Here is a 25,512-nt window from a genome sequence, read left to right on the forward strand (position 1 = left end):
CCCCCACAGATCCCCCACCCCGAGCCCGGCATTCCGGACACGAGGGGGCCGATGCGCTACCTGTGGTGGCTGGTCCGGCGCCAGCCCGGGCGTGTGCTTCGCGGGAGCCTCCTGGGTACGGCCTGGATGGTCGCGCTGTCGTTGCGGCCCTACCTGATCGCCCGCGCTGTCGACGACGGGCTGCGCGCACGTGACATCCGCGCCCTTGCCCTCTGGGTCGTGGCGATCGTCGTCGCGGGGGTGGGGCTGTCGTACCTGGGCACCATGCGGCACCGCACCATGACGTTCATCCGGGAGGACGCCAAGGCCCGGTCGGCGGCTGTCGTGTCGCGCCAGGTGTCGCGCATCGGCGCGGCGCTACCGCGCCGGGTGGCCGCCGGCGAGGTGGCCACCATCGGCGGCTCCGACATCGACTGGTCGGCGCAGGTGCTGACGCTGACCGGGCCGGGTGTCGGCGCTGTCGTCGCGTACTCGGTAATCGCCGTGCTGCTCTGGTCGATCTCCCCGCTGCTCGCGCTCTGCGTGCTGGTGGGAGTACCGGTGGTCGGGCTGGTCGTCGGGCCGCTGCTGCGACGCCTGGAGCGGGCCGAGTCGGTCTACCGCAAGCAGCAGGGCGCCCTCACCGCCCGGTCCGGTGACATCGTGGCCGGGCTGCGCGTGCTCGCCGGGGTGGGCGGCCGGGACCTGTTCGCGCGGCGGTACGCGGCAAGGTCGCAGAACCTGCGCGCCGAGGGCTACCGGGTGGGCGCTGTCAACAGTTGGATCGACGCGGCGATCGTCGCCATCCCCGGGCTGTTCCTGGCGGCGGTGGTGTGGCTGACGGCCCGGATGGCGGTGGCCGGTGACGTCACGGTCGGTGAACTTGTCGCCGTCTACGGCTACGTGGCGACCCTGATCGTGCCGGTCTGGTTCCTGCTGGAGGGCAGCTACCAGCTGATCCGGGGCCGGGTTGCCGCCCGGCGGATCGTCGCCCTGCTCAGGCTGCCCCCCGACGACGTCGGCGGCCCCGGCCGCCGCCAGTCGGGCACCCTGTCCGACGCTCGCCGGCCCGGCGCCGTGCCCGACGCACGCCAGCCCGGCACTGTGCCCGACGCACGCCAGCCCGGTGTGCTGGCTGCGCCGGCCGGGCCTGCCGACCTGTACGACCCGGTGACCGGGCTGACCGTGCGCGCGGGCCGGCTGACCGGTGTGGCGGCAGACGATCCGGCCGCGGCAGTCGCGTTGGCCGACCGGCTCGGCCGCTACGTCGTCAGCGAAACCACCTGGGGTGGCGTACCGCTGACCGGGATCGCCCTGGACGAGGTCCGGGCCCGGATCCTGGTGGCCGACCACGAGTCCTACCTGTTCGCCGGCACCCTGCGGGACATCCTGCACACCGCCGCCGACGACGACGACCGGTTCAACGCGGCGTTGCGGGTCGCCTCCGCCGAGGACGTCGTCGACGCCCTGCCCGCCGGGTTGGACACCCCGATCGACGCCCGGGGCCGGACGCTGTCCGGGGGCCAGCGCCAACGCGTACGCCTGGCTCGGGCACTGCTCGCCGAGCCGGAGGTGCTGATCCTCGTCGACCCGACGTCGGCGGTGGACGCGCACACCGAGGCGCGGATCGCCGAGCGGCTGCGTGCCGCGCGGGCCGGACGGACCACAGTGCTGATCTCCACGTCGCCACTGCTGCTCGGTCGCGCCGATCTGGTCGCACACCTGAGCGCCGGCCGGATCACCGCCACCGGCAGCCACGCCGACCTGCTCGACCGGGACGTCGACTATCGGCACCTGGTGGCCCGGGGCAGTGACGACCCCGACCTCGACAAGCCCGCCGACACCGAGGAGGCGTACCGGTGAGCCGGCTGCCGGTGGCCGACCGCCGCACCGTACGCCGGGCTCTGCGGGACATGATCAGCCGTCACCGCCGCGCGGTAGGGATCGTGCTGGCGCTGCACAGTGCCGCCGCCGTCGCCGGGCTCGCTCCGCCCTGGCTGCTGGGCACCATCGTCGACCGGGTCACCGCGGGCGCGGGCGTGACCACCGTGGACCGACTGGCGCTGGCCATCACCGGCTGCGTCCTGGTGAGCGCGTTGCTCTCCCGCTACGCCCAGTACGCCGGCCACCGGTTCGGTGAGCGGGCCGTCGCCGAACTGCGCGAGGAGTTCGTCAACAGGACGCTCGGGCTGCCCGTCTCGGTGGTCGAGCACGCCGGCTCCGGGGATCTGGCCACCCGCAGCTCAGTCGACGTGGCTACGGTCGGCACCACAGTGCGCGACGTGGTGCCCACGATCGTCATCGCGACGGTCCAACTGACGTTGCTGTACGGGGCGGTGTTCCTGCTGCACCCGCTGCTCGGGCTGGCCGCGCTGGCCGGGTTGCCGTCGATCGTGGCGGTGACCCGCTGGTACCTGCGCCGGGCCGGCCCCGCGTACCTCGCCGAGGGCGCAGCCTCGGCCGAGCTGACCGAGACCCTGACCACCACCGCCGAGGGCGCGCGCACTGTCGAGGCGCTCCGGCTGTCCGACGAGCGGATCAGCCACAGCACCACCCGCATCGCCCGGCTGTGGTCGGCCCGACGGGCGACACTCGCGCTGCGTACGGTGTTCTTCTCGGTGGTGGAGGCGAGCTATCCGCTGCCGGTCGCCCTGGTCCTGCTCGTCGGGGGCTTCCTGCTCTTCCGGGACGCTGTCACGCTCGGCGCGGTGGTCGCAGCCGCCCTCTATCTGCAGCAGGCGATCGAGCCGTTGGACCGGCTGTTGCAGTGGACGGAGCAGGCGCAGCGCGGCTTCGCGTCGTACGCCCGGGTGCTCGGTGTCGGCATGGTCCCGCCGGAGCCGCCCGGCAGGACTGCTGCGTCGCGGGGTGAGCGGCTCGTCGTGCGGGGCGCGCGGTTCTCCTACACCGACGGGCAGGACGTGCTGCACGGCATCGACCTTCAGGTGCAGCCGGGTGAGCGGCTGGCAGTTGTCGGTCCGTCGGGAGCCGGCAAGTCCACACTTGCCCGGCTGCTGGCGGGGATCGACGCACCCCGGCAAGGTGTCGTCAGCATCGGCGGTTGCCCCGTCACCGACCTGGACCCGGCCGAGCGACGTCGCCGGATCGCCCTTGTCACCCAGGAGCACCACGTGTTCATCGGCTCGGTGCGCGACAACCTCGCCTTCGCCGCGCCCGACGCGTCCGACGAGCAGATGCGCGCCGCGCTGGCCACGGTTGGCGCCGACTGGTACGCCGACCTGCCGGAAGGGCTGGACACCGCGCTCGGCGACGGTGCCCGGCAACTCGGCGCGGCCGAGGCGCAGCAGCTGGCGCTGGCCCGGTTGGTTCTCGCCGATCCGCACACGCTGATCCTGGACGAGGCGACCGCCGCACTTGACCCGACCACAGCCCGGCGTACCGAACGGGCGTTGGCAGCAGTGCTCGTCGGGCGTACCGTCATCGCGATCGCGCACCGGCTCAACACCGCGCACGACGCCGACCGGGTCGCCGTGCTCGCCGACGGTCGGATCACCGAGATCGGCAGTCACGACGAGCTGGTCGCGGCCGGCGGGGCGTACGCGGCGCTCTGGCACTCCTGGCACACCCGGGCCGACGAGCACCCGAGGTGACCGAGGTGAAAGGAAGGGCCCCTTGTTAACACCTCGTCTGTGGAAGGTGTTAACAAGGGGCCCTTCCTATACACCAGGCGTTAATAAGGTGCCCTTCCTTACTTCTCGGCGCCTTTACTACTTCACCGCACCGGAGGTGAGGCCGGCCTGGATCTGCCGCTGGAACACCGCGTACACGATGATCATCGGGAGGATGGCGATTGTCAGCGCGGCGAACAGCCCGGACCAGTCCGCCTCGTAGCCGGCGTTTACCGAGATGTCTGCGATGCCCTGGGTGAGGACCCACTTGTCCTTGGCGTTGGACAGCAGCACCAGGGGAAGTTGGTACTGCGCCCACTGACCGATGATGTTGAAGATCGCCACGCTGATCAGGCCGGGCTTCGCCATCGGCATCATGACCTGGAAGAACAGCCTGGTGTGCCCGCAGCCGTCGATCATGCCGGCCTCGGCGACCGACGACGGCAGCGTCTTGAAGAACGCGGCAAGGAAGAACACGGTGAACGGCAACGAGTAGGCGATGTAGACGAGCACCACGCCGGTGTGGGTGTCCAGCAGGCCCAGGTTGCGCACCACGAAGAAGAGCGGCACCAGGGCCAGGAAGACCGGGAACGCCAACCCGGACACGAACAGGTAGTAGATCGCCCGGTTGCCCCAGAACTTGTACCGGGCCAGCACGTACGCCGCCATCGAGCCGAGCAGCATGGTGCCGAACGTGCTGAAGCCGACGACGATGACGCTGTTGAGGAAGTAGCGGCCGACGTTGGCCTTGGTCCAGGCCCGACCGAAGTTCTCCCAGCGCAGCTCCCCGGGGAGCGTCCACGGGCTGCTGAAGATCTCGCTGGTGTTCTTGAACGCGGCGAGGAACGTCCAGAGGATCGGCACGATCACGATGACCGCCCAGACGGCGAGCGCGATGTGCCCCATACCGGCCAGGAGCCGCACCTCCGAGCGGGGGCCCTTGCCCCGCCGGCCGGTCGCGTCCGGGTCGCCGGTCTTCGGCGGTAGCGCCGCAGGTGTGGGCGGCAGCGTCGACTGCGGGTTCATCAGTACTCCACGCTTTCCCGCTTGGTGAGCCGCAGCGTCAGCGCCGCGAACGTGATGGTGAGGAAGAACAGCGCCACACCCATGGCGGAGGCGTAGCCGTACTTCGAGTAGACGAACGCGTTGCGGTAGATCTCCATGGCCAGGACCGTGGTGGCGCCGTCCGGGCCGCCGCTGTCCACCGAGAGCACGGCGACGATGGCGAACGCGTCGAACGCCGCGATGCCCAGGTAGACCCAGGCCACCTGGAGGGTGTCCCAGAGCAGCGGCAGGGTGACCCGGAAGAACAGCGTCACCTTCGTCGCGCCGTCCATCTCCGCGGCCTCGTAGATCTCGCCCGGGATGGAGGCCATCCCGGCCGAGAAGAGCACCACGTAGAAGCCGACGGCCTGCCACACAAGCACCGCGATGATCGACCAGAGGGCCAGGTTCGGCTGGACCAGGAACAGGATCGGTTCCATGCCGAACTTCATGAGTACGCCGTTGATCAGGCCGGACTCGTTGGGCCGGTACACCATCTGGAACAGCACCGCGATGATCGCCACCGCCAGGACCTGGGGGAAGAAGAACACCACCCGGTAGAACTTCGCCCCCCAGACCCCCTGGCGTTGACCGCCGCTGCTCTTGCCACCCACGTTGAGCAGGAAGGAGAAGAACAGCGCGATCGCGATGGTGATCAGCGGCAGGGCAAGCAGCAGTACGCCGTGGTGCTGGACCGCCTTCAGGAAGCTGCCGTCGTCGAGCAGCCTCCGATAGTTGTCGAAGCCCACCCACTGCGGGGCCGACAGGCCCCGCCAGTTGGTCATCGAGATCTGGAACGCCTGCGCGTACGGCGCGATGACGAAGACCACGTACAGCGTGACCGGGGCGAACAGGAACCCGACCACGAATGGATACTTGCCGTGCCGCATGACCCTAGCTCCGATCGATCAGCGCTTGAACTTGGCGACGGAGCTGTCCTTCTTGATCGCGTCGGCCTTCTTCTGGATGCGCTCCACGAAGGCGTCGGCGTTGATCCGACCGAACATCAGCTCGTTGGTGGCGGTCCGCGCCTCCGTGTCGAGCTCCTTGTACCAGCCGTCGAAGTACAGGTTGAACACGTCCTGACCGGCCGCCTTGAGCGCGGCCTGCGAGCTGGCCACACCGGGCGGGAAGGCGAAGCCCTCCGAGCCTGCGGTGACAACGGTCGGGGCCTTCACCACCTCGGTGAAGCCCTTCGCGCCCGCCGTGGAGAGCATCTGGCGCATGTACTCCAGGCCGCCCTTGGGGTTCTTGCTCTTCGCCGAGACGAAGTAGCCCTCGCCCGCGGTGGCCCGCAGGGCGGTGGCCGGCATCTTGTCCGACGCGGTCAGGCTCGGCACCGGCATGAGCTGGTAGTCGAAGCCGGGCGGGGTGTCCTGCTTCTGCTCGCCCTCCAGCCAGTCACCGCTGGGGTACAGGGCCACCTTGTACTGGTTCTGCCGCAGCTGCACGTCGGTGTGCTTGAGCCCCTCGAAGCTCTTGTCGCTGAACTTCGCGCCCACCTCTGCCCACGCGGCGGCGGCCTGCTTGACGGCGTCCTGCTTCCAGGCGCCGTCCTCCAGGTTGTCGATGTTCTTGAGTACGTCCGTACCGCCGATCTTGGCGGCCTGGGTGAGGATCACGTTCCACTGGTAGTAGGCCGCGTTCGACCCGGCGTACCCGTAGGGCGTGATGCCCTTGGACTTGATGGCGGTGAGGAGGGCGATGAAGTCGTCCCAGGTCTTGGCCGGTGCCCAGCCGTTGTCCTTGAACAGCTTGCCGGAGTACCAGATGCCGAAGACCGTGGACACGTAGTACAGGACGTACGGCTTGCCGTTGAACGAGCCCGCCTCGACGGTGCCGGGCACCACCGTGTCGCGGACCTTCTTGGCCGGGTCGTCGACCGACGGGGCGTCCCACAGCTCGGTGAGGTCCTGGAGCTGACCGTCGGCGACGAGCGCACCGAAGTCCATAAGCTTCTCGCCCGAGTTGTTCACGAACTCCGGCGGGTTACCGGACGCGAAGCGCGGCTGGAGCACGGTGGAGACGGCCTGCGTGGCCTGGTGCTTGACCTCCGCCTTGGGGAACGCCTTCTTGTACAGCGGCTCGTGCACGTCGGTGGCGTACTTCTCGCCGTAGCCACCGTTGAAGATGATCACCTCGATCGGGGCGTCCTCCTTGACGCCCAGCGGGTTGGTGGCGCTCTTGGTGCCCTCGGCGACCTGCTCGTTCTTCTCGTCTCCGCCGCTGGTGGCGCAGGCGCTGAGCAGGCCGATGGCCGGAGTGGCGAGCATGCCCACGGCGGCGGCGCGACGCAGCACAGTGCGACGGTCGAGTGCTGCCGGGTGCTCGGGGGTAATCGACATCGTCGTCTCTCCTTGTGGAATTTCGGGTCAGGCGGTGCGCCGGAGACGCCCGGCGTACCGCGACTCGAGGGCGAGGTTGTGCTCGTCCCCACCGGGGACGTTGGCGGAGAGGTAGATAGGGGGTACCTCCCCGGCCTGGTGGAACCGTCGTACGACCTCCGCGGTCAGCAGCTGCGCCAGCAGCGCCGTGGTGACCGAGGAGACCGCACAGACCGCGCCGCCGCCCTCGAGCGGCAGCAGTGCATCGCCGTACGGCGCGCCGTTGTCCAGTACGACGTCGGCGAGGTCGGCGAGTCGGTGACCGGACGGGTGCCGTGGGGCGACCCGTGCGGTGTGCTCGACGGAGGTGACAGCGATCAACGGGTGACCGCGCTCGGTGACCAGCGCGGCCAGCTCGACGACCGAGCCGTTGATGCCGGACTGGGACGCCACCACGAACACGTCACGCGGCTGGGGTGCCGCGAGGTCGTAGATCTGGTGGGCGATGCAGGGGTCGCGTTCCAGCTTGGGGTCGGCGAGCACGTCGCGCGGGGCGTCGCCGTGCACCACCAGGTCCCGTACCGAGAGCCGGTTGGTGGGGACCAGCCCGCCGGCCCGGGCGACCAGTTCGGCGGCGAACCCCTCGGAGTGCCCGGCGCCGAACGCCTGGAGCACACCTCCGGAGCGCAGGCTGTCGGCGATCAGGTCGGCGGCACGGGTGATCCCGTCCGCCTCGGAGTCGAGCAGCCGGTCGAGCACCGGGCGGACCGCGTCCGCGTACCCCTGGGCACTGATCATGAAGTGGCTCCCTTCGCGGCCTTGTGCCCGTCGACGGCCTGCGCGGTACGCCGGAAGGCCGCGTGGGCGCGGTCGTGGGTGCGCTGGGCAACGGCGATGTAGAGCAGGTCGAGTACCACCAACTGGGGGTGGCGGGCGGAGAGCGCATCCGGCCGGAAGGTGGTGGCCTGGCTGGCGGTGAGCAGCACGATGTCTGCCAGTTCGGCAAGCGGTGAGCGGGGGAAGCCGGTGAGGGCGAGGGTGGTGGCGCCCCGGCTGCCGGCCTCGGCGAGCATCTCGATGGTCTCCCGCGTCTGCCCGGTGTGCGAGATGCCCAGCGCCACGTCGCCGGTACGCAGCAGCGCCGCGCTGGCCAGACCCTCGTGCACGTCGTTCCAGGCCCACGCGGCCACCCCGATGCGGTGCAGGCTGAACTGCATCTCCTCGCCCACCAGTGCGCTGCCGCTGGCGCCGAAGATGTTCACCCGGTTGGCACCGGCGATCGCCACCGCGGCCCGTTCCACCTCGACGAGGTCGAGCAGCGCGGCCGTGTCGTGCATGGCCCGGGTGTCGGCGGCCATGATCTGGTCGAGGACCCGCGCGAGGGGGTCGCCCGGCTGGATCTCCCGGCCGATGTCGACGGTCCAGCCGGCGGAGCGGGCCCGGCCGGTCTCGGAGGCGATGCCGAGCCGCAGGTCCGCGTAGCCCTCGAAGCCCATGGCCCGGCAGAAGCGGGTGATGGTGGCCGGTGAGGTGCCGCTGCGCTCGGCGAGCTCCACGATCGTGGATCGGGCGGCGGCTTCCGGGTCGCTCAGCACGTGCTCGGCGACGCGGCGCAGCGCGCCGGTCAGCTCGCCGAGGCCGTTGCGGACCCGGGCCAGCACCCCGTCCGAGGCGGATCCGAGCGTGCCGCGCCTGTCGAACACGTCGGCATCGACCACCGCGGTCCCCGCGGCGGTGTCCACCTCGTGTTCACTCATCGACGCCTCACCTTTTCGAAAAGACTGTTAACTGTTAGTGGTAAAAGTTCTTACTGAAGGGCCCTCTGTGTCAAGACCGTGGGCGAAGTTTTCAAACTGTTACCTGGCGCACTCGCCGGGTCTTGCCCCGGGCGACGGCGCCGACCAGCATGAACAGGCCCCGACACCGCGCAACGCAAGGAGGCCGTGCCGATGTCCGACACCGTCGTGATCGGGCTCGACATCGGCGGTACGTCCACCCGGGCGACCGCCCTGACCCTCACCGGTGAACGTCTCGGCACCGGCCGCGCCGGCGGTGGAAACCCCACAAGCCACGGTGCCGAACAGGCCGCCACCGAACTGCTGACCGCGCTGCGCGGGGCGCTCGCCGGCACCGACCCGGCCCGGGTCGCCGCCGGCACCATCGGGCTGGCCGGAGCCGCACGCCTGCACGCCGACCCCGCCGGCCGGGCCGCCTTCGACCGGGCCTGGCACGACGCGGGCCTCCGCTGCCCGTACGCCGTGCACGGCGACGCCCTCGTCGCGTACGCCGCGGGCACCGCCGAGCCCGACGGCACAGTGCTCATCGCCGGCACCGGGGCGATCACCGCACAGGTCCGCGACCTGCGGCTGGACCGCGTCGCCGACGGTCACGGCTGGTTGCTCGGCGACGCCGGATCGGGCTTCTGGCTCGGTCGCGAAGCCGTCCGCCGGCTCCTCGCCGACCTGGACACCGGCCGCACCCCCGGCGCGTTGGCCACCGCGGTGCTCACGGAACTGATGGGCAGCGCCGAGATCGCCGCCCGCCCCCGGGACACAGTGGACTCCACCATCCAGGCGGTCACCCGACGGCCACCGATCGAGCTGGCTCGACTCGCCCCACTTGTCGTCACCGCCGCCACCGATGGCGAACCGGTGGCCACCGCGCTCGTCGCCGAAGCCGCCGCGCACCTGGCCGCGAGCGTCGGCCGGATCCGCCCAGCCGGAGCCACGACACCGGTAGTGCTCGGCGGCGGACTGCTCACCGGGGACACGCCGCTGGCCACCGCCGTCCGCGCCGAGATCGCCCGGCACTGGCCGGACGCGCCGCTGCGCACCGCAGGCGACGGTGCCGCCGCGGCGGCGTGGATGGCCGCCCGCGACCTGCCCGAAGTGACCGACCCAACCGCCCTACACGCCCGCCTCTTCCCCACCCCCTGACCACCGCCCCACCGCACCCGCACCCCGCCCCGCCCCGCCCCGCCGCCCCGCCACGCCGCCACCCCCAAGATCCGCACACTTTCGGTGAAGTTGCTGCCTCAGCGCGCCGCGAGGCAGCAGTTTCACCGAAGTTGCGCGGATCTTGGATGGCAGAGAGGGAGGCCCAGCCCGACAGGCGCTACTTGAGTTGGCCTGCCGTCAGGCCGGCCTGGACCTGGCGCTGAAAGGCCACGTAGACGGCGAGCACCGGCAGCACCGCGATGCTCAACCCGGCGAACAACCGCGCGTAGTCGCCGGCGTAGCCCTGGCTCACCGACAGCGCGAACAGCCCCTGGGCGAGCACCCACTTGGACTCGTCGCCCTGCATCAGCACCTGCGGCAGCAGGAACTGGTTCCAGTGGCTGAGGAAGTTGAAGATCGCGACACTGATCAATCCCGGACGTGCCATCGGCAGCATCACTCGGAAGAAGAGCCGGAAGTGACCGCAGCCGTCGACCATGGCTGCCTCCGCCACCGAGGTGGGCAGGGTCCGGAAGAACGCGGTAAGGAAGAACACCGTGAACGGCAGTGAGTACGCCGAGTACACGAGGATCAGGCCTGTCCAGGTGCCGAAGAGCCCGGCGTTGCGGACCACGAAGAACAGCGGCACCAGCGCGAGGAACACCGGAAACATCAGCCCACCCACGAACAGGTAGTAGACGAACTGCCGGCCGCGGAACTCGTACCGGGCGAAGACGTACGCGGCCGTGGCGCCGGTAAGCATGGTGAGGCTGACCGAGCCGGCGACGACGACGAGGCTGTTGAGGAAGTACCTGCCGATGTGCGCGCCGGTCCAGGCCCGCGCCCAGTTGTCCCAGTGCAGCGCCCCGGGCAGCCCCCACGGGTCGGCGAGGATCTCGCCGTTGCTCTTGAACGAGCTGAGGAACATCCACAGCAGCGGCAGTACGGTGAGCAGGCCCCAGAGCAGCAGGAAGCCGTGCGAGAGGGTGTTTGCGACGCCGAGTTCGCGCCGCACCGGGCGGTCCCGGCCGGTGGTCGACGTCGGCGCTGAGACGGCTGGCTGGTCCACAGTGGTCACGAGTACTCGATCCGATCGCGCCGGCCGACCCGCAGTGACAGCACCGCCACCGAGAGGGTCAGGAAGAACATCACCACGCCGATCGCCGAGGCGTAGCCGAACTTTGTCTCACTGCCGAAGGCGGTGTCGTACATCCGCACGCCGATCACGTCGGTGGAGAAGTTCGGCCCGCCGTTGGTCATCAGCTGTACGAGGATGAACCCGTCAAGAGCGAAGATGGCCAGGTAGACCCAGGCGACCTGCACGGTGTCCCAGAGCAGGGGCAGGGTGACCCGGCGCAGCGTCGTGAACCGGGACGCGCCGTCGAGCAGCACCGCCTCGTAGATCTCCTTGGGCACTGCCGACATCGCGGCGCCGAACAGCACGACGTAGAAGCCGACGTTGCTCCACACCATCACCGCCAGCACGCACCAGAAGGCGGTGGCCGGGTCACCGAGCCAGGTGGGAGCGGGCAGGCCGAGCCCGTGCAGGGCGGCGGTGAGCAGACCCTTGTTGGGGTGGTAGACCTCCTTCCACAGCAACGCGATGATGACCACGGAGAGCACCTGCGGGAAGAAGTACACAGTCCGGTACAGCGCGCCACCGCGTACACCTGTCACGCCGGCGCGGCCCTTGCGCCCGCCCAGGGCGAGCATCGTGGCGAAGAAGAGCCCGAGCACGATCGTCAGCACGGGCACCAGGGCCAGCAGGATCGCGTTGTTCTTCAACGCGTTCCAGACGTAGTCGTCGTGCCACAGGGCTTTGAAGTTCGCCAGGCCGACCGGGTTGGCGTCGGCCGAGTAGCCGAGCCAGTCGGTGGTGGAGATCTGGAATGCCTGAAGGTACGGCGAGACGACGAAGACGACGTAGAGCAGCACCGGCGGCACCAGGAAGGTGACGATCAGCGGCCACTTGCCATGTTTCACTGTGGACCTCTCCCGGGGTGCGGCCGGCGGGAGCTGGTGCGCCCCCGCCGGCCGGGCTGTTCAGGCCGCTCGCTTGTACTTCTTGATCGAGCTGTCCTGGGCGATCGAGTCGGCACCCTTCTGGCACTGTTCGAGGAACTCCGCCGGGCCGATCCGGCCGCTGAAGAACTCGCCGCAGGCGGCGTCGACGAGGTTGCGCTCCAGCTTGCGGTAGTAGTTGTTGTAGACCCAGTTGAAGCCGTTCGTGCCGGACGCGTCGAGCGCCTTGACGACGGTCGTCAGCCCGTACGGCAGCTCCACGCCCTCGGTGGCACCGGCGACAACTGTGAGGCTGGCGACCTTCTTTGTGAAGTCCTGTGCGCCCTTGCGGGACAGCATGGTCCGGAAGTATTCAAGGCCACCGGCGACGTTGCGGGCCTTGGCGGGCACCATGAACGGCTCGCCGGCGGTGCCGCGGATCGCCTCGTACGGCAGCTTGTCGCCGCTGCCCAGACTCGGGGTCGGCGCGATTGTCATGTTGAACCCGGCGGGGGTGACGTCCTTCTGCTCGCTCTCCAGCCAGGAGCCGCAGGAGATGAACGCGGCCTTGCCCTGGCACCAGGCGGTCTGGGACTGCTTGTGGTCGAGCCCTGGGGAGCCCTCCAGGATGAACTTGTCCTTGACGATCTGGTGCCACGCGTCGGCGGCGGTCCTCATCGACTCGGACTTCCAGGCGTTGGGCTCCAGGTTGTCGATCGCGGTGGCCACCGAGGGCCCGCCGAGCTTGATGGCTGTGGCGATGAGCGGCCAGCTCATGTAGCGCGGGTGCAGGCCCGCGTACGTCCAGGGGGCGATGCCGGCGGCCTTTATCTGCTTGCACAGGGCGATGTGGTCGTCCCAGGTCTTGGCGTACTCCCACTTGCGTTCGGTGAACAGCTTCTCGGAGTACCAGATGCCGTACGCGGTGTAGGTGTAGTTGAGCACGAGGAACTTGCCGTCGTACGACCCGACCTCGACAGCGCCGGGCAGCAGGGTGTCCTTGACGGTCTTGCCGGGCACGTCGAGGCTCGGCGCGGCGAGCAGCTCGCCCAGGTCGGCGATGGCGTTCTGGCTGACCAGGCCGTTGAAGTCGATCTGGCCGGCGCCGGAGTTGTTGACCACGTCCGGTGGGGTGCCGTCGACGAAGCGCGGCTGGAGGGTCTTGCTGATCTCCTGGGTGGCGGAGTGCTTGATCTTCGCCTTCGGGTACTTCTCGGTGTACATGGCCTCGTGGGCCTTGGCGTACTCCTCGCCGAACCCGCCGCCGAAGATCACGACCTCGAGTGGCGCGTCCTCCTTGACGCCGAGCGGGTTGTCGGCGCTCTTGGTGCCCTTGTAGGTCTCGGTATCGTCCTTGTCGCCGCCGCCGGTGGCGCAGCCGGCAAGCAGGCCGGCTGCGGGGGTGGCCAGCAGGCCGGCCGCGGCGCTGCGCCGCAGAATGTCACGCCTGTTCATGAGGTCTCCTCGGGTCGGGTCGGGCGGGCCACCGGTGCTGGGGGAAGGGCGTCCGCCACGCGAGGCACGTCGATTCTCTTCAGCTCACTGGTTGTTGCTGAAGAATTTCTACGACAGCCGGCCCCGGACTTCAAGTCCTGACTGTCGAACTGTTATCGCCACCGGCCGCCACCGGCTCGCCTAGCCTGGGACGATGCGCCGTCTGCGCCAACTCGCCGAGCGCACCCCGGCCGGACGCGAGCGGTACGTCGACCTGCTCCGCGCGCTCGCGATCACCATGGTCGTTATCGGACACTGGGGCGTCACGGTGATCGGGCGGGACACCGCCGGGCGGCCCGTCGGGCACTCCGCGCTCGGGGACCTGCGCTGGGCGTACCCACTGACCTGGCTGGCCCAGGTGATGCCCGTCTTCTTCCTGGTCGGCGGCTACGCCAACGCGGCCTCGCTGACCCGGCTGCGCGCCCGGGGCGGCGACGCCACCGGCTGGCTGCTCGACCGCAGTGCCCGACTCGTCCGCCCCACCAGCACGCTGCTGCTCGTGCTCACCGGCGCGGCGGTGGTGGCCCGGCTCCTCGACGCCGACCCGACCCGGGTCCGCGAGGTGTTCTGGTTCGCCACCATCCCGCTGTGGTTCCTGGTCGCCTACCTGGCCGTGGTCGCGCTGACCCCACCGATGTACGCGCTGCACCGCCGCTTCGGCCTGGCCGTCCCGCTGGTGCTGGTCGTCCTGGTGGGCCTCGGCGACCTGGCCCGGATGACCGGGCCGGAGGAGCTGAGCTACGGCAGCTACCTGTTCGGCTGGATGGCCGTACACCAGCTCGGTTTCGCCTGGTACGACGCTCGCGACACACCGCCCACGGCCGGGGCCGCACCGCCGTCGGCCGCCGCCGAGACCGCCGGCCCGCCGACCCACGACCATTCGGGGGTACGTCGACGACGACTGCCCACCTCCAGACGGGCCGGGCTCGTCTTCCTGGCCGGCGGGCTGGCCGCCGTACTGCTGCTCACCGGGCCCGGCCCGTGGCCGGTGGCCATGCTGCACGTGCCCGGCGAACGCCTGGACAACTCCAGCCCGCCCAGCCTCGCACTGCTGGCCGTCGCCGCCGCCCAACTCGGCCTGGTCCTGCTGCTACGCGGCCCGGCCGGACGCCTGATGCGCCGCACCGGCCCGTGGCAGCTGGTGATCGGGGTCAACCTGGTGGTGCTGACCGTCTTCCTCTGGCACCTGGCCGCCGCGATCCTGCTGATCGGGCTGCTCGACGCCACCGGCACCCTGCCCACCCCTGCCGTCGGCTCCGGCGCCTGGTGGGCGTGGCGCGTCCCGTGGCTGCTGCTGCTCGCGGTCGTCCTGGCGGTGCTGGTCGCCATCTTCGGGCCGGTCGAGGCGCGCAGCGCCCGGCACCGCACCGCCCGCCGGGCGGGCCGGGGCACCTGGGCTCGCAGAGTACTGACCGTGGCCGGGTACGCCGCAGTGGTGGTCGCGCTGCTGATCAACAGCGCCACGGCGGAGCAGGTACCCGAGCCGCTCGGCACGCCCGCCCCGGCACTGCTGACCTACCTGGCCGGGGCGGGCGTGCTGCGGCTGCTCAGGTCTGGGTGGGGAACCCGAGGTTGACCCGCCGTGTCGACCTCGGTGGACGTGCCACCGGCCCGCTTGCCATCCACGAAGTGCCCGATGGTCAGGCCGCCGCCTCCGCCGACGAGCGGATCGCGTCGACGAGGATCGCCAGGCCCTCGCGGGCCTCCTCCTCGGTGAGCGTCAACGGCGGCCCCATCCGCAGCACGTTGCCGTACAGGCCGCCCTTGCCGGCGAGCAGGCCACCGGCACGGCACGCCTCGAAGACCCGGTTGGTAAGCGCCGGGTCCGGCTCACTGGTGCCCGGCACGACGAATTCGACGCCGAGCATCAGCCCCTTTCCGCGTACCTCGGCGACGCAGTCGAGGCCGCCCACGGCGGACCGCAGGCCGTCGGCGAGGATCGCGCCGACGCGGGCCGCGTTCGCCTGGAGGTCGTGCGCGATCAGGTAGTCGAGCACCGCGTTGCCGGCCGCCGTCGAGATCGGGTTGCCGCCGAACGTGGAGAAGCTGATCCCCGGCACCGACTCCAGCACCTCGGCCCGACCGACCACGCCCGCGAGGGCGAAGCCGTTGCCGACGCCCTTGGCGAAGGTGAGCAGGTCCGGCGTGATGCCGTGGGCCTGGTAGCCCCAGAAGTGCTCGCCGGTACGCCCCCAGCCGGTCTGCACCTCGTCGGCGATGAACAGGATGCCGTGCTCGTCGAGGATCTTCTTCCAGCCCGCGAAGAGCCCGTCCGGCGGGTGCACGAAACCACCGACGCCCTGGATCGGCTCGGCGATCAACGCGGCAACGTCGCCTGTGGTCTGGGTGGCAAGCACCTCGCGCAGGTCCTCCACCGCCGCGTCGACCTGCTCGGCGGCGCTGAGCCGGGCCAGCAGACCACGCACCCGGTCACCCGAGTGCAGCCAGGCGACCTGCAACGGGTTGAGGCCGCTTGCCGACCAGGTGCGGTTGCCGGTGACGCCCATCGCCGCGTACGACCGGCCGTGGTAGCTGTTGCGCACCGCCAGGATCTGGTGCGAGCGGCGGTAGTTGGTGGCCACCAGCAGCGCCGCCTCGTTCGCCTCGGTGCCCGAGTTGGTGAAGAAGACCCGGGCGTCCGGGATGCCGGAGCGCTGCGCGATCTTCTCGGCCAGCTCGACCTGCTGGCGGATCAGGTAGAGCGTCGAGGTGTGCACGATGCCGGTGGCGAGCTGACGCTCGACGGCCTCCCGGATCTCCGGGATGTCGTAGCCGACCATGTTGGTAAGCACCCCGCCGAAGAAGTCCAGGTAGGTGCGACCCTGGGCGTCGGTGACCCGGCGGCCCGAACCGGAGACCAGCTCGATCGGCTCGGCGTAGTAGAGCGGCATCCAGGACGGCAGCACAGCCCTGTGCCGTGCCAGCAGGTCATCGGTCATCGGGGCAAACCTTTCGACGGCGTACGCGGATACCGCACGGTCCCACCGCCGGCCAGTATGGACAACTGCCACTGTGTAGCGCAGCTGGCGCGCCCTCCTGACAGTGCGTCAGGGCACCCGGTCCGCGCCGTACAGGGCCGCCGCACCGGTACGATCCGGCGGTGCCTGAGCTGCCCGTACCGCTGCCCCGCTGTGCGCCGGGTGAGCCCACCGCAGGCATCGCCGCCTGGGTGTGCGCGGACCCGGTCCGCCGCCTGGTCGCACACTTCGGCGGCACCTGGCCCGACGGCGACCTCACCGATGTGCTCCGCTTCCTCGACGAGTTCTCCGCCCGGCACTGGGACTTCCGCGCGGGCCGGGAGCGGCCCGACGCACGGGAACCCGACCTCGACCCGGCCACCGCCGCGCTGGTGCTCGCCTCGGCCGCCGCGCTCGGGCTGATCCGCCCGGCGCGGCCGACCCGCGGCGCGTACGCCCACCTTGTGGTGCTCGGCGGCCTGGCGCACGCCTGCGTACGCCGCGTCGCCTACGCCGCGCACCTGCTGCGTGCCGGGCTGACGGTCGACGGCGAGGTGGCGGTGCTGGGCAGCTTCCGGCCGCTGTCCGAGTGGGAACGCGCGACGCTTACCGACGCCGGCCTGCCAGTCGACGACACCGAGGTGGACGTGCTGGACACGACGGTCCGGCGGGTGTTCGGGGTGGCCGAGCCGGCGGAGCACGACGGGATCGACGCCGGACACCCGCACCACTCCTGGTCGTCGCGGACCTACCGGCCGGCGGGTCTGCCACCGGTGCGGGTGCTCGCCGCGCCGTCGAGCGAACCGCACCGGCGACGGGCGCACACCGCCGACACGCAGCGGTTCTGGGCCGGGCACGCGCAGCTCGCCCCGGGCGACGAGGTACTGATGGTCACGGCACCCATCTACGTGCCGTTCCAGCACTGCGACGCGCTACGCACCCTGGCGATCCCGTACGGCTGCCACATCGACACCGTCGGCGTGGACCCGGCGCTCACCGACCCGGCGGCGCTACCCGAGCAGACCCTCACGCCCGGCCGCTACCTCCAGGAGATCCGCTCGGCGATCCGCTCGATGCGCACCCTGCACTCCCCGCTTCACGCGCGCTGACGGCCGGCGGTGTCGGCGACAGCCTGGGCGAAGACCTCCGAGCGGTGCTCGAAGTTACGGAACCGGCCGTAGCTCGGCGCGGCCGGCGACAGCAGCACCACCCCACCGGCCGGAGTCAGCTCCCGGGACAACCGGACCGCGTCGACCAGGTCGTCGACCATCTCGGTTCGCACAGTGGGCAGGCCGGCGAGCGCCTCGACGATGCGGGCCCCGCTGTCCGGGATGCCGATCACCGTCAACTCCCGCTCGGCGAGGTGCTCGGCCAGCGGCGTGTAGTCCAGACCCCTGTCGGTGCCGCCGACGATCACCGTCAACGGCCGCCCGTCGTACGCGTCGATGGCGTGCATCGCCGCGTACGGGCTCGTGGCAAGTGTGTCGTCTACGAACGTCAGCCCGGACGGGTCGGTGATCTCGGTGAGCCGGTGGGCGAGCCCCTGGAACTCGGCGACAGCGATGGCGAGGCTGTCCTTCTCGGCCACCACGTCGATGCCGAGCGCGTCGAGCACGGCCAGGGCCACGCACAGGTTGCCCTCGTTGTGCCGGCCGACGAGCGGCAGCACGGCGCGCGGGAAGAGCGGCTGGTCGCCGAAGTGGAACCACTGGGTGCCGTCCAGGCCGGCGGCGACGTGGGTGGTGTCCGGGCGACCCGCCCGTACCGCCGGCAGCTCTCCCAGCTCGGCGGCGAGCCGAGGATCCGCGCCGTTCACCACTATCGTCTGCGGGTCGTGGGCGAGCAGGTTGAGCTTGTCCCGGTAGTACTCCCGCTCCCCGCCGTGCGCGTCAAGGTGCTCGGGGAACAACGCGGTGACCACCGCCACCCGGGGCGAGTCGGTGAGGTCGCTGCACTGGTAGCTGGACAGCTCCAGCACGTACAGCTCCGACTCGGGCAGGTCGAGGGTCGGCACGCCGATGTTGCCGCCGAAGACGTTCGGCCGACCCATCGCGGTGAGCAGGTGGCTGATCAGACTGGAGGTGGTGCTCTTGCCCTTGCTGCCGGTGACCCCGACGGTGCGCGCGGCGTGGTCGGCCATCCACAGCGCGGTGCCCTGGGTGACCGGAACGCCCCGTCGGCGCAGCTCGACGAGCCAGGGATGGGTCTGCGGCACACCAGGCGAGCGAACCACCACGTCTGCGGCGGCCAGCCGTTCGAACCCCGCCTCGCCGGTGACAAGCGGCGCCGCCTCGGCCAGCGGGCCGTCCCAGGGCAGCGACAGGAAATTGGCGCTGTCGTCGACGGCGACCAGATCGGCGGGGCCGTGCGCGGCGATCGCTGTCACAGCGGCCCGGCCCTCCCGACCGGCCCCCCAGACGGCGACGGTACGTCCGCGCAGGTCAGACAGGCGCAAGGGACTCTCCTCAGAGATCGCGGCGGCGACTGGACGGGCCCGGTCCGGACACGGCCGGACGAACCAGGGCCTAGTATGGCGTGTGCCCAACGAGCAACTCCGGCGGATGGACGCCTTCAGCTTCCCGTCCTACTCGATCGACTTCGTCACCGGCGAGGTGTTGTTCGACTACGCGTTGACCGGCCCGGCCGGCGAGCAACGATTCACCGAGGTGATCAACCTCCCGTTGCCGACGGAGCCGCCGTCGGACGAGACGGCTGCCACCCTCGGCCGCGTGTTGGAGCTGCTGCACCTGGTCGCCGGGGTCAGCTACTACAAGGCCGCCGCGCCGCCCCGCCTGGTGCTGCCGGCGCCGCTGGGCGCGGCCACCGTCGACTACGTCACCGCCGTCTACACCAAGGGCCTCGCCGAGTACGCGTACCGCAACCAGCTGCCGCACGTGCTCCACCTGCGCCCGGAGGTGCCCGCGGGTTCGCCGGAGCCGCCACGGGTGTACGACAACTCCGACCGTCGCCCGCTCTCCGCTGTCGGTGGTGGCAAGGACTCCATCGTCAGCCTGGAGGCGCTGCGCCGGGCCGAGATGGACCCGGTGCCGTTCTCGGTCAACCCGAACCACGTGATCGTCTCGGTGAACGAGGCGTCCGGGCTGACCCCCCTCGCCGCCCGGCGGCGCCTCGACCCGGCGCTGTTCGACCTGAACGCGGCTGGCGCGCTGAACGGCCACATTCCGGTCACCGCCATCAACTCGCTGATCGCGGTCGCCACGGCCGTCCTGCACGGGCTGGGTCCGGTGGTGATGTCCAACGAGCGCTCGGCGTCCGACCCGAACCTCGTCTGGGACGGCCACGAGATCAACCACCAGTGGTCGAAGGGCGTCGAGGCCGAAGGGCTGCTGCGCTCGGCGCTTGCCGAGCACGCCGGCCTGACCGAGCCGTACTTCTCCCTGTTGCGCTCGCTGTCGGAGCTGCACATCGCCAGGTTGTTCGCCGAGTTCACCCGTTACGACGACGTGGTGACCAGCTGCAACGCCGCGTTCAAGCTGCGTGACGCGAGCGAGCGATGGTGCCGGAACTGCCCGAAGTGCCGGTTCGTGTTCCTGGCCATGGCGCCGTTCATGCCACGCGAGCGGGTCACCCACATCTTCGGTGGTGACCTGCTTGCCGACGAGTCGCAGATCCCCGGCTACCGGGAGCTGCTGGGCGTGGACGGGCACAAGCCGTTCGAGTGCGTGGGCGAGGTCGAGGAGTCGGTGGTGGCCCTCGGCCTGCTCGCCGAGCAGGACCAGTGGCGCGACGCCCCGGTGATCCGGGCCCTGGTGGAGGCCGTCCCCGCGACAGCCTGGTCCGCGGTGGCCACCTCCGACGTCTTCACCCCCGGCGGCCCCAACCACATCCCTCCGGCCTACGCGAAGACCCTGCCCTGACCCCTGCCCTCAGCCGCGTCCGGCGGCTGGGGGTTCAGGGGGTACGCACTGCCTCCAGGGCCAGGAGGGCCACGTGGAGGGAGAGGCAGGCTTCCACGGAGTCGAGGTCGACGTCGAGGATGCGGGCGATGCGGGCCAGGCGCTCGTAGAAGGCCGGCCGGGACAGGTGGGCGGCGGCGGCACCGGCGGTCTTGTTGCGCCCCTGCTCCAGGTACGCGCGCAGGGTGTCGAGCAGCCGCTCGCGGGGGTGCCGGGCGTCGTACTCCAGCAACGCGCCGAGTTCCCGCTCCACGAACGTCTGCAACCGGGGCTCGTCGCGCAGCAGGTGTAGCAACCCGGCCAGGCCGACGTGCGGCAGCCGGAAGACCGGCAGGTCACGCCGGTCCCGGCGGGCCGCCTCGGCGATCTGCCGCGCCTCGACGAGCGACCGCCGCGCCTCCCGCAGGCTGCTCACCCCGGACCCGGCCGCCACGATCAACCCGTTCGGGGCGCCGCCGGCAGCCCGCGCCAGATCCGCGGCGTTCTCGACGGCAGTGGTGGCTCTTGTCGGCTCGATGCCGGCGGTCGCGCGGACCGCGCCGGTGTCGAGGCGTACCCGGCGAAGGGCGCTTGCGAACGCGGACAGCGCGCGGTCCTCGGCGGCCGGGTCCGGCAGGGCAAGCAGGGCGCCCACCGAGTTGTCGTCGACGGCGCTTGTCAGCCCGGTCAGCTTCGCCTCCCGCAGCGCCTGGCCGACGGCCTCGGACAGGTCCCGCAGTCGGGCCTGTCCGTCCTCGGGGCGGCCCTCCGCGGCGGGGTCGTCGGCGCGGTGCCGGACCAGCACGCCGACGAGGTGCCGACGGTCGAGCACCACGCCGAGCGCCTTGGCGCGCAAGGCGACCTCGTCCACCGGTCGGGAGTGGTCGAGCAGGGCGGTCAGCAGGGTGCGGTGGATCTGCCGTTCCAGCCCCTCGGCGTCGCGGCGGATCAGCCGGCCCAGCGCGAGGGTGGACGCGGCCCGCTCGATCAGGATGGTGAGCCGGGTGGGTGGTCCGGCGTTCGGTGGCGTCGACTCACCGGCCGGTCGGGTGGGCAGTTCCCCGCCAGGCGGCCAGCGCATCAGCAGCCGCCCCCAGTCCTGCCCCCGGGCGCCGACGACAGTCACCAGCCAGCCGCTGTCCGGGTCGTACGCCGTCCGCCCGGCAGGCCGGATCCGCCGGGAGTGCTGCTCCCAGCCGTCCAGCAGCAGTTCGGCGCTCTCCCCCGCCGGGTCGTACCCGAGGACCTGCCGGGACAGGTTCTCCAGCACCACCGGGCACCCGGACAGGTCGGCGGCCTGCCGGATCACCTCGGCGGCGTCGGCGCCCTCGACGGAGAGGTCGGTGAACCGCTGGTGAATCTCCTCGGTGGCCCGCAGTTCGGTAAGCTGCGCGTCGACGATGAGCGCGTGCACCGCCTCGGTGATCCGTACGAACGGGGTGGCCCGGCGTAGCTCGACAAGAGGCAGCCCGCGCCGCTCGGCGGCGGCGATCATCACCCGGGGCACCCCGCTGCCGTAGCGGCGGCCCAGCTCGACGACGAGCCCGGACACGCCGACGTCGGCGAGGTCGCCGATGAACGCGCGCAGCCCCGCGTCGTCGCCGGGCAGCCCGATCCCGGTGGTGAGCACCAGCTCCCCACCGCCGAGCAGGCTGGCGATGTCGGGCACCTCGGCGACGTGTACCCAGCGGACCCGACCGTCCAGCCCAGCCTCCCCGGCGACCACGCGCGGCGTACCGTGGCGGACCGGGTCCAGGGAGAGGACCTCACGGACGGTAGGGAACACGGCCGACACGCTACCGTCCGTGACGCCGGATCACGACATCTGACGGCGGCCGTCACCAGGGGTCGTCGCGGCTCAACTCCCAGCAGGCGACGGCGGTGGCGGCGGCGACGTTGAGCGAGTCGACGCCACGACGCATGGGGATGACCACGCGGGCGTCGGCGGCGTCCATCGCGGCCCGGGTCAACCCGGCGCCCTCGGCGCCGAGCAGCAGCGCCGAGCGGGCACGCTGGGCGGCGTCGAGGCGTTGGATCGGCACGGCGTCCGGCGCCGGGGTCATCGCCAGCACGGCGAACCCGGCCGCCTGGACCTCGGCGAGCGCGTCCGGCCAGGGGTCAAGCTTCGCGTACGGCACGGCGAACACCTCACCCATGCTGACCCGCACGCTGCGCCGGTAGAGCGGGTCGGCGCAGCTCGGCGAGAGCAGCACGGCATCCACGCCGAGCGCCGCGACTGCCCTGAAGATCGCGCCGAGATTCGTGTGGTTGTTGACGTCCTCAAGGATCACCACCCGGCGCGCGGCGGCGAGCACCTCGGCCGCCGTCGGCAGCGGCCGGCGGTGGAACGACGCCAGCACCCCCCGGTGTACGTGGAATCCGGTGGCCTTCTCCAGCACGTCCTGCGTTGCCGCGTAGACGGGCGCGTCGCCGGTGTCCAGGTCGGCGAGTTGGTCGATGCGCTTGGCGTCCACCAGGTACGACCGGGCCGGGTAGCCGGCGCGCAGCGCGCGGCGCAACACCAACTCGCCCTCGGCGATGAACAGGCCGTGCGGCGGTTCCCAGCGGGTACGCAGCTCGACGTCGGTGAGCGCACGGTAGTCGGCGATCCGGTCGTCGTCGGGGTCGGTGATCTGGTGGACGGGCACCCGACGATTCTGCCGGACGGCCACCCGGGCGCTCCGCCGCCCGCCTTTCGGGGCGTTTTGTCCGGCGAAGAACGGGAATGGCCGGCGGAGCATCGGACGCGACGGGAAGGACCAGTCAGGTGAGCGCTGATCACCCACCGCCGGGCGAAGCGGGCACTCTGCCACGTCGCCCGACCGTCGCGGACCACATCGTCTCCCGCCTGTTCAGCTGGGGCGTACGCCGCTACTTCGGCTACCCCGGCGACGGCATCAACGGCCTCACCTCCGCGTTGCAACGCACCAGCGGACGCGCCCAGTTCATCCAGGTGCGGCACGAGGAGACCGCCGGGTTCGCGGCGTCCGCGCACGTCAAGTACGGCGGCGGGCCGCTGGGTTGCGCGCTCGTGACAAGCGGGCCGGGCGCCATCCACCTGCTCAACGGCCTGTACGACGCCAAACTCGACCACCAGCCGGTGGTCGCCCTGGTCGGGCACACGGCTGTCACGGCCGAGGGCGGCGGCTACTACCAGGAGGTCGACCTGCTGGCTCTCTACAAGGACGTGGCCTCGGGCTTCCTGGCGCAGCTCGACCACCCGGCGCAGGTTCGCCACCTTGTCGACAGGGCGTGCCGTACGGCGCTGGCCCGGCGTACCGTCACGGCGCTGGTGCTGCCCTCGGACCTCCAGGACGAGCCCGCCATCCCGGACCCACCGCATGCGCACGGCTACTACCACACCAGCAACGTGCCGAGCAGCACGCCGACGGTGCCACCGGAGGCGGACCTGCGCCGGGCCGCCGAGGTGCTGCGCGGCGGGCACAAGGTCGCGATGCTCGTCGGCCAGGGCGCGCTCGGGGCGCAGGACGAGGTCCGGGAGATCGCCCACCGGCTCGGCGCCGGGGTGGCCACCGCGCTGCTCGGCTTCACCGCAGTGGACCACCGGGAACCGTGGGTGACCGGCGCGATCGGGCTGCTCGGCACCCGGCCGAGCTGGAAGTTGATGAACGACTGCGACCGGCTGCTGATCGTGGGCAGCAACATGCCGTACTCGGAGTTCTATCCACCGCCGGGGCAGGCCCGTGCCGTGCAGATCGACCTGGACGGCTCCCAGCTCGGGCTGCGTTACCCGACCGAGGTGAACCTGACCGGCGATGCCCGGCCCACCCTGCGGGCGCTGCTGCGCGAGCTGGGCCCCGGCCCCGGGCCGACCGCCTGGCGGGCGGAGATCGCCACTGCCACCTCGGCGTGGCGGCGGGCGCAGCGGGACCTGGCCGAGCAGAGCGCCGACCCGGTAAACCCCCAGTTGCTGTTCAGCGCCCTCAACGACCGGCTGCCCGACGACGTGATGCTCGCCGTGGACTGCGGCACCGCTACCGCCTGGTACGCACGGCACGTGCAGGTCCGGCCCGGCATGTTGGCAAGCCTCTCCGGCACCCTGCTGTCGATGGGTGGCGCCATGCCGTACGCGCTGAGCGCGAAGTTCGCCCACCCGGACCGGCCGCTCGTGGCGCTGATCGGCGACGGCGCGATGCAGATGAACGGGGTGAACGAACTCATCACGGTTGCCAAGTACTGGCGCGGCTGGGCCGACCCGCGGTTCGTGGTGCTGGTGCTCAACAACCGGGATCTGGCGTTCGTCAGCTGGGAGCAGCGCTCAAGCGAGGGAACCCCGATGTTCCCGGACAGTCAGCAGTTGCCGGACATCGGCTACCACCAGTGGGCGCAGGTGCTCGGGCTGCACGGCGAGTTCGTCGACGACCCCGCTCAGGTGCCGGGCGTCTGGGACCGGGCGCTCGCCGCCGACCGTCCTGTGGTGATCAACGCGCTTGTCGACCCGGCCGAACTGATGCTCCCGCCGCACTTCACCCTCGAACAGGCGCGCAACACGGCGGCTGCGGTGCTGCGGGGCGACACCGACTGGGCCGGGATCATCAGGCGCGGCCTGCCATCGACGATCAGCACCTACCGTCCTCGCCGTCGGGAGCGCTGACCGGGGCCGACAGGGCTTCCCGCGTGGTCTGGAGGATCTCCTCGGACAGGGGCGTCTGGCCCGTCGCACGGGCCAGCATGAGCGCACCGACCATCGTCGCGAGATCGAAGATGGCGCGCTGGCGGGCCTCGGTAGCGCCCCGGCCGGACGCGTCCTCGATGCCGGTCAGCCGCTTGAGGGTCTCCTGGACACCTGTCGCGTACGACACGCGTAGCGGACTGCCAGCGGACGCCCGGGCGGCGTCGGCGGCCAGCGCGGTGTTGGCGCATCCCGTGCCGGGTGTGTCGCGGTGCTCGGCCGACAGGTAGTGCCGCAGCAGCGCGGAGCGCGCCTCTGCCCGGTCGGGTAGGTCGTCGGAGAGCCGGTCCAGCAGGGCAAGGAGTTCACCGAACGCCGTCGTGGCGGCGATGCCCAGCAGCTCGTCCTTGGAGCTGAAGTGCTTGTAGAAACCGCCGTGGGTGAGCCCTGCCGCGCCCATGAGGTCCTGGACGCTCATCCCCGCCGCCCCGCGCTCACGGAGCAGCTTCGAGGTGGCGGCCACCACTTCCTCGCGGTGCCTCGCCGCCTCGGCACGTGACGTCCTGCCCATCGCGATTCCCCTCTCCCCGTTTCCCAACTATAGAGGATGACCCTAATC

20 protein-coding genes are annotated in these 25,512 nt (G+C 71.1%); 7 read left to right on the forward strand and 13 right to left on the reverse strand.

Annotation, left to right across the window (positions count from 1 at the left end; translation table 11 throughout):
* Positions 1–51 precede the first annotated feature (51 nt).
* A complete protein-coding gene (locus ACLQ23_RS25440) occupies positions 52–1,842 on the forward strand; it encodes an ABC transporter ATP-binding protein (protein ID WP_355631096.1) in 1,791 nt (596 codons plus the stop codon).
* A 50-nt stretch (positions 1,843–1,892) separates the two neighbouring features.
* Positions 1,893–3,590: an ABC transporter ATP-binding protein gene (locus tag ACLQ23_RS25445; protein ID WP_425735976.1), complete on the forward strand. Its 1,698-nt coding sequence runs from the start codon at positions 1,893–1,895 to the stop codon at positions 3,588–3,590.
* Positions 3,591–3,707: 117 nt separating this feature from the next.
* Here the strand turns inward: ACLQ23_RS25445 and ACLQ23_RS25450 are convergent, their stop codons facing one another.
* The 5 genes from ACLQ23_RS25450 to ACLQ23_RS25470 are packed head-to-tail and all read right to left on the reverse strand — an operon-like array spanning position 3,708 to position 8,733.
* Positions 3,708–4,634, reverse strand: a complete 927-nt coding sequence (locus tag ACLQ23_RS25450) for a carbohydrate ABC transporter permease (RefSeq protein WP_355594528.1) — start codon at positions 4,632–4,634, stop codon at positions 3,708–3,710.
* Positions 4,634–5,542 carry a carbohydrate ABC transporter permease gene (locus ACLQ23_RS25455; RefSeq protein WP_355594526.1) on the reverse strand — a complete coding sequence of 303 codons (909 nt, stop codon included), beginning with the start codon at positions 5,540–5,542 and terminating at the stop codon, positions 4,634–4,636. Before ACLQ23_RS25455 ends, ACLQ23_RS25450 begins: the two co-directional genes overlap by 1 nt.
* An 18-nt stretch (positions 5,543–5,560) precedes the next feature.
* Positions 5,561–6,997: an N-acetylglucosamine/diacetylchitobiose ABC transporter substrate-binding protein gene (gene ngcE, locus ACLQ23_RS25460; RefSeq protein ID WP_355594524.1), complete on the reverse strand. Its 1,437-nt coding sequence runs from the start codon at positions 6,995–6,997 to the stop codon at positions 5,561–5,563.
* Between the two features lie 27 nt (positions 6,998–7,024).
* Positions 7,025–7,774 (reverse strand): sugar isomerase domain-containing protein, encoded by a 750-nt coding sequence (locus ACLQ23_RS25465; protein WP_425735960.1) that lies wholly within the window; start codon positions 7,772–7,774, stop codon positions 7,025–7,027.
* On the reverse strand, positions 7,771–8,733 hold the full coding sequence (locus tag ACLQ23_RS25470; RefSeq protein ID WP_355594522.1) for a MurR/RpiR family transcriptional regulator: 963 nt from the start codon (positions 8,731–8,733) through the stop codon (positions 7,771–7,773). Before ACLQ23_RS25470 ends, ACLQ23_RS25465 begins: the two co-directional genes overlap by 4 nt.
* A 192-nt stretch (positions 8,734–8,925) precedes the next feature.
* Here ACLQ23_RS25470 and ACLQ23_RS25475 point away from each other — a divergent pair, with 192 nt between their 5' ends.
* On the forward strand, positions 8,926–9,912 hold the full coding sequence (locus ACLQ23_RS25475) for an N-acetylglucosamine kinase (protein WP_425735959.1): 987 nt from the start codon (positions 8,926–8,928) through the stop codon (positions 9,910–9,912).
* Positions 9,913–10,090: 178 nt separating this feature from the next.
* On the opposite strand, the gene ACLQ23_RS25480 is transcribed toward ACLQ23_RS25475, so the two are convergent.
* Genes ACLQ23_RS25480 through ngcE (ACLQ23_RS25490) form a run of 3 tightly spaced genes read right to left on the reverse strand, consistent with a single transcriptional unit; the run spans position 10,091 to position 13,368 of the window.
* Positions 10,091–10,990: a carbohydrate ABC transporter permease gene (locus ACLQ23_RS25480; protein ID WP_355594518.1), complete on the reverse strand. Its 900-nt coding sequence runs from the start codon at positions 10,988–10,990 to the stop codon at positions 10,091–10,093.
* Positions 10,987–11,895 (reverse strand): carbohydrate ABC transporter permease, encoded by a 909-nt coding sequence (locus ACLQ23_RS25485; RefSeq protein WP_355594516.1) that lies wholly within the window; start codon positions 11,893–11,895, stop codon positions 10,987–10,989. The genes ACLQ23_RS25480 and ACLQ23_RS25485 overlap by 4 nt, the downstream gene beginning before the upstream one ends.
* Positions 11,896–11,955: 60 nt before the next feature.
* Positions 11,956–13,368, reverse strand: a complete 1,413-nt coding sequence (gene ngcE / locus ACLQ23_RS25490) for an N-acetylglucosamine/diacetylchitobiose ABC transporter substrate-binding protein (protein WP_425881211.1) — start codon at positions 13,366–13,368, stop codon at positions 11,956–11,958.
* A 193-nt stretch (positions 13,369–13,561) separates the two neighbouring features.
* Here ngcE (ACLQ23_RS25490) and ACLQ23_RS25495 point away from each other — a divergent pair, with 193 nt between their 5' ends.
* A complete protein-coding gene (locus tag ACLQ23_RS25495; protein WP_425735957.1) occupies positions 13,562–14,983 on the forward strand; it encodes an acyltransferase family protein in 1,422 nt (473 codons plus the stop codon).
* A 64-nt stretch (positions 14,984–15,047) separates the two neighbouring features.
* On the opposite strand, the gene ACLQ23_RS25500 is transcribed toward ACLQ23_RS25495, so the two are convergent.
* Positions 15,048–16,346, reverse strand: a complete 1,299-nt coding sequence (locus ACLQ23_RS25500) for an aspartate aminotransferase family protein (protein ID WP_425735956.1) — start codon at positions 16,344–16,346, stop codon at positions 15,048–15,050.
* A gap of 161 nt (positions 16,347–16,507) precedes the next feature.
* Between ACLQ23_RS25500 and ACLQ23_RS25505 the strand changes: the two genes are divergently transcribed.
* The gene (locus ACLQ23_RS25505; protein WP_355594508.1) at positions 16,508–17,473 is read left to right on the forward strand and encodes a hypothetical protein; all 966 of its coding nucleotides are present in this window, start codon (positions 16,508–16,510) and stop codon (positions 17,471–17,473) included.
* On the opposite strand, the gene murD is transcribed toward ACLQ23_RS25505, so the two are convergent.
* Positions 17,461–18,819 (reverse strand): UDP-N-acetylmuramoyl-L-alanine--D-glutamate ligase, encoded by a 1,359-nt coding sequence (gene murD, locus ACLQ23_RS25510; protein ID WP_355594506.1) that lies wholly within the window; start codon positions 18,817–18,819, stop codon positions 17,461–17,463. The genes ACLQ23_RS25505 and murD overlap by 13 nt on opposite strands.
* Before the next feature lie 82 nt (positions 18,820–18,901).
* On the opposite strand from murD, the gene ACLQ23_RS25515 reads away from it, so the two are divergent.
* Positions 18,902–20,242: a hypothetical protein gene (locus tag ACLQ23_RS25515; protein ID WP_425735955.1), complete on the forward strand. Its 1,341-nt coding sequence runs from the start codon at positions 18,902–18,904 to the stop codon at positions 20,240–20,242.
* 34 nt (positions 20,243–20,276) lie between these two features.
* Here ACLQ23_RS25515 and ACLQ23_RS25520 read toward each other — a convergent pair whose 3' ends face one another.
* Positions 20,277–22,055 (reverse strand): PucR family transcriptional regulator, encoded by a 1,779-nt coding sequence (locus ACLQ23_RS25520; protein WP_355594502.1) that lies wholly within the window; start codon positions 22,053–22,055, stop codon positions 20,277–20,279.
* 43 nt (positions 22,056–22,098) lie between these two features.
* On the reverse strand, positions 22,099–23,001 hold the full coding sequence (locus ACLQ23_RS25525; RefSeq protein ID WP_425735954.1) for a TrmH family RNA methyltransferase: 903 nt from the start codon (positions 22,999–23,001) through the stop codon (positions 22,099–22,101).
* A 26-nt stretch (positions 23,002–23,027) separates the two neighbouring features.
* On the opposite strand from ACLQ23_RS25525, the gene ACLQ23_RS25530 reads away from it, so the two are divergent.
* On the forward strand, positions 23,028–24,875 hold the full coding sequence (locus tag ACLQ23_RS25530) for a thiamine pyrophosphate-requiring protein (RefSeq protein WP_355594498.1): 1,848 nt from the start codon (positions 23,028–23,030) through the stop codon (positions 24,873–24,875).
* Here ACLQ23_RS25530 and ACLQ23_RS25535 read toward each other — a convergent pair.
* Positions 24,841–25,464 (reverse strand): TetR/AcrR family transcriptional regulator, encoded by a 624-nt coding sequence (locus ACLQ23_RS25535; protein WP_355594496.1) that lies wholly within the window; start codon positions 25,462–25,464, stop codon positions 24,841–24,843. The genes ACLQ23_RS25530 and ACLQ23_RS25535 overlap by 35 nt on opposite strands.
* Positions 25,465–25,512: the final 48 nt, after the last annotated feature.

Source organism: Micromonospora sp. DT41, assembly GCF_049841715.1.
Lineage (GTDB): Bacteria > Actinomycetota > Actinomycetes > Mycobacteriales > Micromonosporaceae > Micromonospora > Micromonospora profundi.